This window comes from Alteribacter populi, from assembly GCF_002352765.1.
In the GTDB taxonomy this organism is placed as follows: Bacteria; Bacillota; Bacilli; order Bacillales; family Salisediminibacteriaceae; genus Alteribacter; species Alteribacter populi.
The window spans coordinates 270,368-283,685 of sequence record NZ_KZ293963.1; the positions used below are offsets into that span (position 1 = coordinate 270,368).

Here is a 13,318-nt window from a genome sequence, read left to right on the forward strand (position 1 = left end):
GTTCATCCAGTAGTGGCCGGTTGCTTCAAAACCGATGAGCACATTTGATTTGTTGTGTGTCTCCATCAGTTGTCTAACAGCCTGCTCAAAATGGATGAAACCATCTTTTGACTGGTGGATGCGCCATACTTTCGTTAATTCGCGTCCGCGCAAATCGACGGCACAGGCATAGTGATTCTTTTTTGCAATATCGATTCCAATAACTAGAGTGTTTTCGTTGACTTGATTAATTCGTTCATTTCTACTACGATTCATGAAGGGTTCCTCCTTTGTGATTGCTGGTTTGTTTTTGCACCTTGCATCATATCGGAGGATCCTTTTTTTATCAATAGGGGTAAAACCTATCCGACAGGAATGCTCCTGCAGGAAAAGCAACGATGGTCTTCTTGCGACGAGGAACCGCAGGAGCAGCTGAAGAACCCGCAGGGTGGTTTCCCCGAAGGAGGCTGAAGTGTTGCCCGCGGCAAAGAAGACACCGTGAATCCGAACGAGGTGAAGGAAGAGCGGATGTCGGACTTGTGCCCTGGGGTGAAAGCGTCCGCCTGTAGCAGAATTCGAGTGAAGATCTTATCTTATTAAAAAGCAATAACCTTTTAGGAAACTGCTTTAACAAAAGACCGCTATGCGGTTTTTCTTATACTGTAAAAAAGTTATTCAATAGCCGTTTTCTTAGGAAGGTCTCTTTAAAAGATACGACTATATGCCGATATAGAAGGTGAATTGAGTAAAAGGGGAGTAGCAATATGAACATTCAAGGACAATCGGTCAGCAGTCAACAGCAGAGTGGAGGAGATCGTCCCCTCTCCTTACAGCGTGGTGAAGTTTATCAAGCAAAAGTCGTAGAAAGGACGTCAAATTCGGAAGCTGTATTGTCAATTCGTGGTCAAATAGTACACGCTTCTTTTGAAGGAAAGGTACCAAAGGAAAATCAAGCGACAGTTGAAGTAACTGGGCGTCAAGACGATCGTATTCAAGTAAAAACGGTAACAGAAAATAAGATTTCTGCCAGATCGGCCCAGGAAAGCGGGTCAGGGTCTGTTGATCGAGTACTTGGGAAATTAGGTGTTAAAGATCCTAGCAATGAACTACGTACAGCAGCACAGCGCTTTTTAGATCAAGGTGCTCCTTTGACTAGAGCGAATGTCCAGGATTTAAAACATTATATCGAGCGGGGGCCAGGTCAGCTAAATGATCGACTGGAAACCGCTAATTTTCTTGCTCAAAAACAACTCCCACCTTCTCAGCAACATCTGAATTCAGCTCATGAAGCGCTTCACAGCCGTGGACTGTATCAGCAAATTCAACAACTGGCAAATCATAGTTCAGAAATCGCCGTGTCCCGACATGCTCGCAACTTTAATGAAGTAAGTCAAGCTCTTCGTTCGGAAATTGCAGCAGGCCGTTTACAGCCGGAAACAATTCAAGCATTCAAAAGAGTTTTGCTAAATGAGTCGAATACATCCGAGCAAATGCGCGAGATCAATCGAATGTTACAAACAATTCAACAGCAAATGGGTGAGGGGCGTACGCAACAAGCCATGGAAACGTTAAGTCAATTGCTTACAAAGGTAACGCCAAAAGCTGAGCAAACGCTCATACATAATAATCCGCCTGTTTCTGTTGCCGAACAATGGCAAAACATACTTGCGAACCAACCTCATTTACCAGAAGCACTTAACCTAATTCGTGAACAGATGCTAAACGCCAGTTTGACTGAAGAGCAAAGGACAAATTTAGACATTCGCTTAACGGAGGCATCTTCAAGACAAGGAGAAGGAAGAGAGCTGAAGGCGAGACAAATCGTGGTATCTGTACTTGAAGATCTCAGTCGGCAAATGAATGTATCCAGAGAGAGTGCGCCATTAACCCAGACGGGGAATGTGGAAGTAGCCAGATATATTGATAACGAACAGTTTCAACGATTACCTGTTAGATCAAAGGATTTTCTGATGACGGCGGTGTCGGAAAAAGTCGCTAACTCAACAGCAGAATTTAACACGATGCAACGAAATGTATCCCAGCAGCTTGACCGCATTCAGCAGGTGATGCAGCATTTTCGCATGCAAGCAACAAGCCAGGCAAGGCCGATGCTCGATACGGTTATTCGCCAGCTAGATCAAGCGCTATTAAAAAACGATTGGATGCTTTTTACAGATATGAAAACAGAGCGGCGGATGCTTGAAGCGAGCAGCCAACTAGCAGAAGCAAAAAAACTGTTAGGAAATGGACAGCATCAAGAAGCGAGACAATTAGTTCGCAGCGTACAGCAAACAATAGATCAGCTTCAGTTTAAACCTTCTGAAAAAAAAATACAGCACTTTGTATCGAGGGAGGGGCAATGGCAGGAAACCCGCACGGTAAACCAGCGATTATCCCATCATCTGCAAGAGACGGCAAGAAGCTTTATACAAAACGAAGGTTCCCCACGACAGATCTTTGAGGGGGTTCGTTCAATAGGCATCACCAGGGAAGCAGACCTCGCGCAAATACTTGCCGGGAATAAAGGTAATGTAAATGAAGCAAACCAGCGAAATATGAAAGGCCTACTAATACAATTAATGAGAGGCGAAGAGGATGGCGCCCGTCAGCAACAAGCTCAGCAAGCGCTTATGAATGTGACTGGTCAGCAGCTGTTAAGTAAAAACGATCATCATCAGCCAAACCTGCAAACACTGCTTTTTCAGTTGCCAATCTTGTTAAAAGATCAAACGGTAAACTTACAAGTATTTGTAAACTCTAGAAATAAAGGAGAACAACTGGATTGGGAGAATTGCAGTTTATATTTTTTACTGGAAACAAAGAAGTTAGGAGAAGTTGGTATTGCTCTTCAAGTGACCGACCGAAATTTAACGATAACGTTAAAAAATGATAAACCAGACTTTCAAAGAAATATCGAGCCATTTGCTAAGGCGTGTATACATCGGTTAAAAGATGTTGGATACAACGTTAGAGGTCTTCATTTCAAAGCGATGAATGAAGGAAATGAAAGAGTTAATCATCGCAGAGGAGAAAAGGCTACAACTTCTACGATGACGGAGAAAGGATTTGATTTCAAAGTATGATTGTGACGAAGCATTTTAATCAAGTAAAACGAAAGCAAGTAAATGGTCCATCTGCTGCTGTCATTCAATATGATGATGTGGGGGGAGAGGCTCCAAAACTTGTCGCGCACGGAAGAGGGGAAGTTGCAAATCAGATTATCGGACTAGCCAAGGATCATGGCATTCCAATGGAAGAAGACTCTATGCTTTTGGAGAACTTACTCGATATGGATCTCGGTGATAATATCCCTCCTCAACTTTATGCTGTTATGGCCGAAATTTTACTGCTTATCGAAGAAATGGACCGAAACTAATAATGAATGGCGCGTAGTTACCGATAAGAGAAATAGAATATTTATAAATTAGTTGTCCATAGGTTCATGGAGGGTACAAATGATGATTACAAAAGAAGCTCTACATAAAAAATCACCGCAAGAAGTTACAGCACTGTTGTATGAAGCGTGTATGGACCGTCTTGAAGAAGCGAAAGCACGCATTGAAGCGAATGACCTTGTGGGGGCGAATCACCGCCTTCAAAAAAGCAGCGATATTTTCGAGCGGCTCGGGGCAGGCCTTAATTACGAAGCTGGGATTATCTCCGATCAACTAGAGGTTTTGTATATGTATATGGCAGATCTCGTTGTTCAAGCCAATTATCAAAAGAATACAGCACTCATCGACGAAGTGTTAAACCTGTTGGCAACACTATCACAAGCTTGGCATCAAGCGATGAATGAGAATCGGGATCTTCAGCCAAAAGCTGCGAAACAAAAAGTAAACGCTTATGAAAGAAGTGTCATGTACGACCACTAAGGAGGAACGAAAATTGAAAATCAATAATAATATCCAAGCGTTAAACGCCTATCGAAATTTGCACCAAAACCAAGCACAAACGTCAAAAAATTTGGAAAAGCTTTCTTCAGGATTACGTATAAACCGTGCTGCTGATGATGCAGCAGGTCTTGCTATTTCCGAAAAAATGCGTTCTCAGATCCGCGGTTTAAAACAAGCAGAGCGCAACGCTATGGACGGGATCTCACTAATGCAAACAGCAGAAGGGGCTTTAACTGAAGTTCATTCGATGCTGCAGCGTATGAGAGAACTTGCAACACAAGGTGCTAATGATACAAACACACCAGAAGACCGGGAGCAAATCCAAAAAGAAATGGATCAACTAAAAAAAGAAATTGATAGCATTTCAGAGAAAACAGAGTTTAACACCCGCCAGCTGCTGAACGGGTCTAGTGCGGTGTTGAGTAACTTTGTGGACGGCAATAATGCTGCAAATATGACAGATGTCCCTAAGGTTTTAAATGCTGATATTACAAATGGTGAATATCGTTTAGAATTGGATGGAGATCTTGAGGTACATCCAGAAATCACTCAAGAAGGAGCCAATTTGACGAAAGAAAGCATCGAATTTGCCGATGACGATGAGTTACCTCTTGGTGAATATACGATTAATGTAAGAAAAGTAACAGACGACAGTGCTGAAATTGAAGTGTTTGGCCCAGATGGTATATCTCGTGAAGTAAAAAATGTTGATGTTGATCGTGAAGCGGATGAAGAGGAGCAAGTGAATGTCGGCGGTTTAAATATCAACGTCAATGACATCCGAAATGCCGGAACCGTTAAAGTGAAGATGGAGATGACAGCTGAAGTGGCTGTCCATAAGAAAATGGAAGATGGATCGTTTGAGAGAATTACAAGTAACAAGGAAATCACTACTCAAAACGGTCGCATCCGTCATGAAGGGTTTGAATTCCACTTTAATAACGATTTTGAAGCAAGCGGAGTTGATGATGACCTTACTGAATTTGTCATTACAAATAACGCGCTCGCTTTCCAAATAGGGCCGAACACCGATCAAAATGTGATGATAGACATTCCACAAATGGACACAGTGGAGTTAGGTGTAGAGGAAATTGATGTGACAACCCAATCGGGAGCGAATCAAGCGATTTTTGATTTGGATAAGGCGATCAACTACGTTTCAGATGCCCGTTCCAAAATGGGAGCCGTTCAAAATCGCATGGAGCATACGATAAACAACTTACAAGTAACTCATGAAAATTTGACTTCCTCAGAGTCGCGGATTCGTGATGCTGATATGGCCAAGGAAATGACCGAATTCACTCGTAATAATATTTTAAATCAGTCAGCAACTGCAATGCTAGCACAAGCAAATCAACTGCCGCAGGGCGTTTTGCAACTGCTTCAATAAAAGCATCGGAAAGGGAGGTCATCTTTGGCCTTCCTTTTATATGGTTGCAAGTACGCCCCTAAAAATTTGTTATAATGAAGTCAGGAGCTACATAGAAAGCGGGGAATCGTTGTGGATGTTCAAAAGGTCGGTCGAACAGGCCTGTCAAGCAAAACGGAAATGAAAAAAAAAGGACCAGAAGCGAAAGTAACGTTTCAGGAAATGATGCAAAAAGGAAGAGACAACCAAGCTTATGAAAAGCTACATCAACTGTTATCTAAAATTGACGATCAAGGCAAAGCACTAGCTGACTCTCGGACCGTAGAGGAGCTTAGAAAGTATAAACAACTCGTAAAAGAATTTATAGACGAGGCGGTAAAATTGGGACTAAGTCTCGAAGAAAGAAAAGGCTTTAACCGTAGAGGAAGGACAAAGGTATATAAAATTGTCCGTGAAGTAGACAGCAAGCTTCTTGATTTAACAGACGCAGTAATAAAAGAGCAAAGAAGCGGGATTGATATTTTAAATAAAGTGGGAGAAATAAAAGGGTTGTTAGTGAACATTTACGCGTAAGTGTTTGGTGAGAACTTAAGGGGGAGGTGCTGCCACAGCAGCACCTCCTTAAATAACAAACATCGTTACCCGCCTGTTTCATCAAGATCGTAAGGAGTAATTTCTTTAAAAATATACGTTTTCGTAGCTTTCATCCGGGGTGAAAAATGATCAAAAGAAGCAATCGGGTCAAGTCTGTCAAAATTTAACTCATAAAAGCGTGACCGCTCAATCTGCAGACTATAAATATAGATGTCATCTGTATGGCCAGTTGAAGGGTTTAATGCTTGGTTGTACCCTGACAAAATAACATGGGTAACATTCGGAAGATGGGCAAAAATGAATGAAGCCAAATAGAGGGCGGTTCCTGAAACAATGTGTGCGTAGTGTTCCCGGCGCTCGCGCTGACTTTTTTCCTCAACTTTAATTTTTCCACTCTTTAACAGACGAGCTTTATTAAGTGGCACTTCTTCAATGTTTGGCAGATCAATGTCTGCGTAAACGGTATGTTCGTCCGGAATTGTAAAATCGACATCAGTTTCAAGAGGGAAATCAAGTTCCTCAAGAAATAATGCTAGCCATTCCTCCATTGCTTGATGCTCGCTTTCTAAGACATGCTTAACTAGCGAAGAACGTAAAGCTCTCTCTTTCTTTGACTCCGAAACAGCTTGATCATAAGTAGCCATTTCAGATTGGAATTGAGACTCGGTTTCTTCGTCTACTCGCCTTTGAAATTGTTTTCGGTAATGAGGAATCCACTTCTTGATCGTCTCAAACAAATTCATTTTATTTTTGAACTCGTTGATGACATTGTTTTTAATTTCTATTTTCTCTGGTTTAGGGTCGCTCACTTTTACTGCTTGAAGCGCGTAGAGTTCTAGTTGAGAAGCGGACATTGGTTGAAAGACCCGTAGATGAAGACCGAGTAAGCGTTCTGTTTTATCGTTTATTTCATCAGCCTTTTCTTGATAGATGGACCGGAGTGATGATTTATATGCTTTTCTTACTTGTTTTTCTTCTTCAGTGTTTAGGAAACGCCCTTCCTTCGTCCGAAATTGAAAATCGAGTTTCTTATCGCTCCATTCTACTTGAATGTTTTCATCGTTTTTTTGAGGTGAAGGAGTCTTTCGCGTCTGGTTCTTTCGTCCTTTAGAATTGAGTTTTTTCCTGTAAGAAAGACCAGTACCTGGGAGTCCTACATTCCCGTGAAGCCCCCGTTTACCTACCGTCATGGATGCACCTCTTGGGCCGACGGATGTACTAAGGCCCCGTTTACTAACATTCAGTCGAACCCCTGGTGCAACCCGTACTCGTTTTTGAAATCGAAAACTCACAATATCCCTCCGTCAATGATTCAAAATTGGTATTTGCTCTCATTCCTTTTTAAAATAAGGCTCTTTTCTAAAAGGACTGTTGCTATTTGTTTTTGAGCTTTAGGCAAGCGTTACGCTTGGCCTGTCACGCATAGCGTAACATCATTTGACTTGAAAAAACGCTCAAAAAGCAACAAAACTTTACGAAAACAGTCTAAAATAAACAAGACAAGATAGAAATGGGAGGAGGGTCGAATTAAAATGTTTAAAAGTACATTTCGGTACGAAACAACGATTGACCAACCTTTAGATGAAGTTTGGGGCTTTTTTCAATGCAATAAAAACCTTGCCAAGTTAACCGGCTTTCCAAAAGTCGATGTGTCAGGACCTCCCATCGTAAAAGAAGGTGCGGTAATCCATCTTCGTCTACATTTCAGAGTACTAGCACTTCGGTGGCGTGCGCGAATTATTCGTGTTGAAGATAAACATCTTTTTCAGGATGTTGGCGAAAAAGTGCCGTTTCCTTTCAGATTGTGGACTCATACACACCGTTTTGAAGCTGTATCAGATAAGAAAACAAAAATGATCGATGAAGTGGTGTTTAGTTCGTGGATTCCAACTCCTTTCGTCTATATTATCCTTTTCGGGATGTTCTGTGACCGCAAACGACAAATTAGAAAGCACGGCTCTCTTAAGTGAAGAAGAGTCGTGCTTTTTTATGCCTTACGTAAGTTTAATTAAGAATACCGTAGAAGTTCCTACCTACGGTCGGTTACCAGGCTCGCTTATACTGGCGAGGAGGCTCGACTTCTTCTCTTAATTCGTTAGCGGCTTCACGAGGCCAGTACGGATTACGCAAAAGGGCACGTCCGACGAAAACGAGGTCTGCTCGTTCGTTTTTCAAAATTTCTTCTGCTTGCAAGCCTGTTGTAATGAGCCCGACAGCTCCTGTAGCAACTCCAGATTCTCTTCGGATCGTTTCCGCATGACGCAACTGATATCCAGGGTAGACGTTCACAGGAGTGCGGACAATGCCGCCAGTACTACAGTCAATTAAATCGATGCCAAGCTCTTTCATCCATTGACCATAAGCGATGATATCTTGCATTTGATTACCTTCTTTGTGATATTCATCAGCAGAAATTCGAACGAAAATCGGTCCATCCCAAACTGTTTGTACCTCTTGGATAACTTCTTTTAAAAAGCGGAAACGGTTTTCTCTTGGACCACCGTAGTTATCCGTTCGTTTATTGGCGAGAGGGGAAAGAAACTGACTAATCAAGTAACCGTGTGCTCCGTGAATTTCGATAATATCAAAGCCGGCTTCTTTTGCTCGTCTCGCAGCATCTTTGAATGCTTGAATCGTATTGTTGATATCTTGTTGGTCCATCTCTTTTGGAACTTTTGCATTTTCATCAAAGCCGATCGCGGAAGGAGCAATTGTTTCACCTTCATAGACTGCTTTTCTACCTGCGTGTCCGAGCTGCATTGCTGTTTTTGCTCCGTTATTTTTAATTGAATCCGTTAATGTTTTTAATCCTGATACATGATCATCACTCCAAATTCCCAGATCTTGAGGAGAGATTTGACCTTGCTGAGTAACGGTTGTCGCCTCTGTCATGACGAGCCCAACCTGTCCGACAGCACGGCTTGTGTAATGTACAATGTGCCAATCCGTTACTTTGCCGTCTTCATTTTCACATGAATACATACACATAGGCGACATGACAATTCTATTTTTCAGTGTAACGTCTTTAATCATATAAGAAGAAAATAATTGAGAACTACTCAACAGAAAAACCTCCTGATCTTATTTCGTTTAGCTAAATACTCTTTTTTAAGATTATCATAAGCGGTTTCATTTGTCAGAAGATAAGATTATGCAGGTCAAAAAAGATAGCCGCTATCCTACTTGCGCGCTTTTTCTAAAAGAACGATCCAACAAATAAGATCCAAAAAGAAAAGTGCTGTCTCTTCTTAGCGAGCAGCACTTCCATGATTTATTTCTGGTGTTTTTTTTGTTCATGTAGATAGCCGTTTAAATAAGCGAGAAGTTTACTGCGGGTAATAATGCCTAAAAACGAACCTTGGTGGTTTTCAACACAGATAAATGGGTTATTGATTGAATAGGACAAAACTTTTTCAAAGGGTGCGTCTTCGCTGACACATTGAAATGATATGCTCATGACATCTCCGACGGAAGTTTTGTGTAATCGTTCAGGCTCCAATTTTTCAATGCCAATCATAGAATCGAGAATCTGAGCTTTGCTGATCAGTCCTCTTAGTTTAAATGATGTGTCAAGAACAGGTATAGCGGTATAACCGGATTTTACAAGGACTAACAGCGCATGTTCTAGTGAGTTGTCTGGTTGAACGTGAGCCACTTCTTCTGCCGAAATAATAAACGATTCGATCGGTTGTTGAAGAACATGACATTCTTGCAAATTTTGCATTTTGCAGCACACTTTCTGTTTTATATTTCTACCACATATGATTTACCACATTGAAGGGTGGGTGAAACACTTTTTAATTTCCCTACTCCTATGTTAGAGGGAGGACAAGAAAATGTCAATCAAAGATGAAAACGCTTACATTTTAGCTTATGATAAAACCTCGGTACTGTGCTTGTCTTGGTGTTTAACCGCTTCTAGAACGTTCCATACTAGAAGTGAGGTGAATAGAATGCATACAAAGCAAACAGTGCGATATCTGTGTCATAAATATCCATCTGGAAATTGTTACTACTTTAAAGAAGAAGTTATAACATACGATTCGTGGGATAACCTTGATTCATTAGCTTGGGGAAGAAGGCGTCCAATTACGAAACGTACTTTTGATAAACGGAAGAAAGAGGGTTACCGATCCCTAACTACCTATGTCGATAAGCCAAAGGGAGAGCTGCTTTATTTCCCGCTAACGAAACCTGAAAAAAAAGAGGAGTTGTTTTAATTAAAGACGAAGAGTTACAAGTATTGATAAGGAGAAACCGGAGGGAAGCGTCATGGGGAGATGGCGAACGAAAGAACAGCTGCGAGAATTGACAATTTCGTTATGTGAATACGCAAGCGTGACTGGCTCTCAAGAAGAGATTGGGATCATGGAGTTTGTGGATTATCAATTAAAAAGCTTGCCTTACTTCGGGAAATATAGCGACCATTTACAGACCCACTATACAAATGATGGACGGAAATATATTTCCGCTCTTGTAAAAAGTAAGCGAAAAACGAAGCGCACATTGATCATTTTAGGACATTTAGATGTTGTTGATGTTGAAGATTTTGGAGAATGGAAACATCTCGCATTTCGCCCGCGGGAACTTACGGAACAAATGCTCGAGCAAAAACACCAGCTGCCAGCAGATGTACAACATGATTTAAAAGACGGAGAGTGGCTCTTCGGCAGAGGTGTGATGGACATGAAAGCGGGAGTCGCGCTCTGTATGAGTATGATTGAACGAGCAGCTGACGGCGTGTTTGACGGGAATTTGCTTATGCTCGCCGTCCCTGATGAAGAGGCGAATTCTACAGGGATGAGAGCGGCAGCTCAAACTCTTTTAGACTTGGCGGGGGAGCATGACTTGACGTATCGTTTAGCTTGGAATACAGAGCCTGTTTTTTCAGGTTTTCCCGGAGATCAGAACTTGTATGTATACAAAGGCTCTCTTGGTAAACTTCTTCCCGGCTTTTATTGCTACGGAGAAGAAGCTCATGTAGCTGAACCGTTTTCGGGGATTAACGGGAACTTTATGACATCGTATCTTAATGATGCGATTGAACTTAATCCAGACCTTACTGAACGGACGGGAAGTCAAAAAACACCACCACCAACAAGTTTACTCCAAAAAGACTTAAAGGGAGGTTATTCAGTCCAAATTCCCCATACTGCGGTGACGTTATTTAACTTAATGACGATGAAAAAACCGATGCAGGAAGTGACAGTGCAGCTTTTTAAACTGGCGGAAAGGGCAGCCGACCGGTTAGTTAAAGCTTACGTGGAGAGGGAACGGACTTTTGCTCAAATTCATGATTACGAACCCCAAAAAAAACAAATTCGTGTACTTACTTATGAAGACCTTTGGGCTCACGCAGTCAGCCAAGTGGGAGAAGAGGAAGTAAAGCGGCATGTATCTTTTACTCAAGCAAATGAAAGCCGGCTCGATGACCGTGAAATGACGATTCAAATGGTTCATCACATTGCCACGCTTTGTAAAGACTTAGCTCCTATGATTGTCCTTTTTTATGCCCCTCCTTTTTATCCAGCCGTTGCTTCTGGACAGGATCCTCTGGTAGAGCGGGTCGCCCAAATAGTGAAACGAGAGGCGGCCAAAGTTCAGCAGGTGGATGTTCTTGATGTTCCATATTTCCCAGGGCTTTCTGATCTAAGCTACACCCAGCTTCCTGAGCGAAAAGAGTCATTACAAAGCTTAATAAAAAATATGCCACTGTGGAATATCACGTATCATTTACCTTTGGAAGCAATGGAGAAACTGGATCTCCCGGTGATAAACTTTGGTCCTTTAGGTAGGGATGCCCATAGCTGGACGGAGCGCTTACAAGTTTCGTATTCATTTGAACATTTACCAGCGGTTATGGAAAAAGGTATACACGAGGTATTTAAATGAGGGGGAAGATAGCAGAGAGAGGAGTCCTGTTTAATTAGGGTTCTCCTCTTTTAGAAAACGGCATTTCCTTATGAACGTATCGGAAAATCTACTGCTGGTTTTCTTCAATAAAATAAGCCATAAAAACTTCATCATCGTATTCACCGTCAACATACACTTGCTCTTTCTGAATGCCTTCGGTAACAAAGCCGTACTTTTCATAAAGCTGCTTTGCTACAGTGTTTTGAGAAAAGACGGTCAGGCAGATTTTATATAACCCATTATGTCTGGCCCACTCGAGTGTATACTCCATTAGTTTTTTTCCTAACCCTTTCCCTTGAGCATCATCAGTTAGCCAAGTCCGAAATAAAGCAGTGTGCCGCTTCATTTTTAAGTCGCCGCGTATTAACCGGGCAATGCCAAAAACACGACCGTCAATATCGACGACAGTATACATATTGTTTTTATCGATCATTTCTTGAATGAATGTCTGTTCTTCATCAATTGTCCGGACCCGTTCTTTTTGTATGTAACGGCCTTTTTGAATGATCTTTTCTACGTTTGTTATGATATCGAACGCATCATCCTTTTGAGCAGGGCGAAGAGTCACTTCGGTGCCGTCTTTTGCCGTGAATGTCATTTCAATTGGTTTATTTTCTACTGTCATTGTATCCCTCCTCAATTTTGCCAAAATTCTTCAGGTTCTTGCTCAATTTCTGTTGGGAGCAATTCAGATACAGGAACAATTTTTATTTGATGATCTTCCAAATAAGGAAGGGCATCAATAATCCCATTAAAAGTGTTTGTTCCTTTAATACCGACATGCCCGATCCCGATAGCCTCTCCATGGTTTTGAGCTCGGTTGCATAGCTGGACCATTTGTTTGAACACGTGCCCCCTCGATGAGTGGGTGTCATCTAAAAAGGTGTCACGGGTGCCAAAACGTAAGTTTAATTCCTCTGCGACTTCTGGAATAACCGAATCTCCGCTTGTCCCACTGTCGATAATATACAGGCCATGCTCCTTTGCGACTTCAAGAATCGCGGTGACAATTCGCTCGTTGCCGACAATGTTAGAACCCATGTGGTTATTTAACCCTTTTGCATATGGCACATCTTTAATCGCTTGTCGTACACGTTTTTTTACTTCTTCTGTGGAAAGGTCAGATGTGATTGGCAGAGGCCCCAACCAGGAAGCCTTTCCTCGTTTCGGTTCTAAAGGGAGATGGAGAATCACTTCAAATCCAAGGTCATGTGCTTTTTCTGCTTGCTCGGTAGACTCGTCTAGAAAGGGCATCACAGCTACGGTAACAGGGATGTCTGCATTTAAAAATTTGTATACACCACCCGTGTTTCCGCCAAAATCATCAATGATAATCGCAATTTTTGTATCTTCATCATTGGTATCCTTTTGATTTTCAGCGAAGGCGGTCGTACCGATTGTATATCCGTTTGTCATCAGAAAAAATGTGAGCGAAAGAATCATAACAAGAACGAGATCTATTTGTAAAGATTTTTTTCGGTGCTTTTTCATCTTTTATTCTCCTCGTTTCGGCTAGTTGTAACAGTGTCTCAGTCGTTGCTTCTCTTCATAGTATAGCCGACTTGCT

The 13,318-nt window shown here is 41.8% G+C and carries 14 protein-coding genes; 8 read left to right on the plus strand and 6 right to left on the minus strand.

Annotated features, from left to right (window positions below):
* Nucleotides 1–255: IS110 family transposase (locus CDZ94_RS01350; protein ID WP_157911793.1), on the minus strand; the 255-nt coding region annotated here is incomplete at its 3' end.
* A gap of 488 nt (nucleotides 256–743) precedes the next feature.
* Here CDZ94_RS01350 and CDZ94_RS01355 point away from each other — a divergent pair.
* The 5 genes from CDZ94_RS01355 (at nucleotide 744) to CDZ94_RS01375 (ending at nucleotide 5,817) form a co-directional block, all read left to right on the plus strand.
* Entirely contained in the window at nucleotides 744–3,062 is a 2,319-nt protein-coding gene (locus CDZ94_RS01355) for a hypothetical protein (protein ID WP_096434749.1), read from the plus strand.
* On the plus strand, nucleotides 3,059–3,355 hold the full coding sequence (locus CDZ94_RS01360) for an EscU/YscU/HrcU family type III secretion system export apparatus switch protein (protein ID WP_096434750.1): 297 nt from the start codon (nucleotides 3,059–3,061) through the stop codon (nucleotides 3,353–3,355). The genes CDZ94_RS01355 and CDZ94_RS01360 overlap by 4 nt, the downstream gene beginning before the upstream one ends.
* Before the next feature lie 79 nt (nucleotides 3,356–3,434).
* Entirely contained in the window at nucleotides 3,435–3,854 is a 420-nt protein-coding gene (gene fliS, locus CDZ94_RS01365; protein WP_321196089.1) for a flagellar export chaperone FliS, read from the plus strand.
* A 13-nt stretch (nucleotides 3,855–3,867) separates the two neighbouring features.
* Nucleotides 3,868–5,265, plus strand: coding sequence for a flagellin N-terminal helical domain-containing protein (locus CDZ94_RS01370; protein ID WP_096434751.1), 1,398 nt, complete (start codon nucleotides 3,868–3,870; stop codon nucleotides 5,263–5,265).
* 111 nt (nucleotides 5,266–5,376) lie between these two features.
* Complete coding sequence (locus CDZ94_RS01375) at nucleotides 5,377–5,817, plus strand: YaaR family protein (protein ID WP_096434752.1); 441 nt, start codon at nucleotides 5,377–5,379, stop codon at nucleotides 5,815–5,817.
* Between the two features lie 65 nt (nucleotides 5,818–5,882).
* Here CDZ94_RS01375 and CDZ94_RS01380 read toward each other — a convergent pair whose 3' ends face one another.
* Complete coding sequence (locus CDZ94_RS01380) at nucleotides 5,883–7,130, minus strand: DUF4236 domain-containing protein (RefSeq protein ID WP_096434753.1); 1,248 nt, start codon at nucleotides 7,128–7,130, stop codon at nucleotides 5,883–5,885.
* A 240-nt stretch (nucleotides 7,131–7,370) separates the two neighbouring features.
* On the opposite strand from CDZ94_RS01380, the gene CDZ94_RS01385 reads away from it, so the two are divergent.
* Nucleotides 7,371–7,808, plus strand: coding sequence for an SRPBCC family protein (locus CDZ94_RS01385; RefSeq protein ID WP_096434754.1), 438 nt, complete (start codon nucleotides 7,371–7,373; stop codon nucleotides 7,806–7,808).
* A gap of 73 nt (nucleotides 7,809–7,881) precedes the next feature.
* Here CDZ94_RS01385 and namA read toward each other — a convergent pair whose 3' ends face one another.
* Both namA and cbpB read right to left on the minus strand, forming a co-directional pair.
* Nucleotides 7,882–8,901: an NADPH dehydrogenase NamA gene (gene namA, locus CDZ94_RS01390; RefSeq protein WP_280951813.1), complete on the minus strand. Its 1,020-nt coding sequence runs from the start codon at nucleotides 8,899–8,901 to the stop codon at nucleotides 7,882–7,884.
* Between the two features lie 208 nt (nucleotides 8,902–9,109).
* The gene (cbpB, locus tag CDZ94_RS01395) at nucleotides 9,110–9,562 is read right to left on the minus strand and encodes a cyclic-di-AMP-binding protein CbpB (RefSeq protein WP_096434755.1); all 453 of its coding nucleotides are present in this window, start codon (nucleotides 9,560–9,562) and stop codon (nucleotides 9,110–9,112) included.
* Between the two features lie 112 nt (nucleotides 9,563–9,674).
* On the opposite strand from cbpB, the gene CDZ94_RS01400 reads away from it, so the two are divergent.
* Together CDZ94_RS01400 and CDZ94_RS01405 are read left to right on the plus strand one after the other, a co-directional pair.
* Complete coding sequence (locus CDZ94_RS01400) at nucleotides 9,675–10,058, plus strand: hypothetical protein (RefSeq protein ID WP_232735770.1); 384 nt, start codon at nucleotides 9,675–9,677, stop codon at nucleotides 10,056–10,058.
* A gap of 52 nt (nucleotides 10,059–10,110) precedes the next feature.
* On the plus strand, nucleotides 10,111–11,730 hold the full coding sequence (locus CDZ94_RS01405; RefSeq protein ID WP_096434756.1) for a M20/M25/M40 family metallo-hydrolase: 1,620 nt from the start codon (nucleotides 10,111–10,113) through the stop codon (nucleotides 11,728–11,730).
* A gap of 88 nt (nucleotides 11,731–11,818) precedes the next feature.
* Here the strand turns inward: CDZ94_RS01405 and CDZ94_RS01410 are convergent, their stop codons facing one another.
* On the minus strand, nucleotides 11,819–12,376 hold the full coding sequence (locus CDZ94_RS01410) for a GNAT family N-acetyltransferase (RefSeq protein ID WP_096434757.1): 558 nt from the start codon (nucleotides 12,374–12,376) through the stop codon (nucleotides 11,819–11,821).
* A gap of 11 nt (nucleotides 12,377–12,387) precedes the next feature.
* Nucleotides 12,388–13,242: a divergent polysaccharide deacetylase family protein gene (locus CDZ94_RS01415; protein WP_245415694.1), complete on the minus strand. Its 855-nt coding sequence runs from the start codon at nucleotides 13,240–13,242 to the stop codon at nucleotides 12,388–12,390.
* Between the last annotated feature and the right edge of the window lie 76 nt (nucleotides 13,243–13,318).

What these genes read in the sequence shown, in the direction of transcription:
- CDZ94_RS01360 (WP_096434750.1), top strand. Translation starts at nt 3,059, where the DNA reads ATGATTGTGACGAAGCATTTTAATCAAGTAAAACGAAAGCAAGTAAAT.
- CDZ94_RS01410 (WP_096434757.1), bottom strand. Translation starts at nt 12,376, where the DNA reads ATGACAGTAGAAAATAAACCAATTGAAATGACATTCACGGCAAAAGAC.
- CDZ94_RS01405 (WP_096434756.1), top strand. Translation starts at nt 10,111, where the DNA reads ATGGGGAGATGGCGAACGAAAGAACAGCTGCGAGAATTGACAATTTCG.
- CDZ94_RS01400 (WP_232735770.1), top strand. Translation starts at nt 9,675, where the DNA reads ATGTCAATCAAAGATGAAAACGCTTACATTTTAGCTTATGATAAAACC.
- CDZ94_RS01385 (WP_096434754.1), top strand. Translation starts at nt 7,371, where the DNA reads ATGTTTAAAAGTACATTTCGGTACGAAACAACGATTGACCAACCTTTA.
- CDZ94_RS01355 (WP_096434749.1), top strand. Translation starts at nt 744, where the DNA reads ATGAACATTCAAGGACAATCGGTCAGCAGTCAACAGCAGAGTGGAGGA.
- cbpB (WP_096434755.1), bottom strand. Translation starts at nt 9,562, where the DNA reads ATGCAAAATTTGCAAGAATGTCATGTTCTTCAACAACCGATCGAATCG.
- fliS (WP_321196089.1), top strand. Translation starts at nt 3,435, where the DNA reads ATGATGATTACAAAAGAAGCTCTACATAAAAAATCACCGCAAGAAGTT.
- CDZ94_RS01415 (WP_245415694.1), bottom strand. Translation starts at nt 13,242, where the DNA reads ATGAAAAAGCACCGAAAAAAATCTTTACAAATAGATCTCGTTCTTGTT.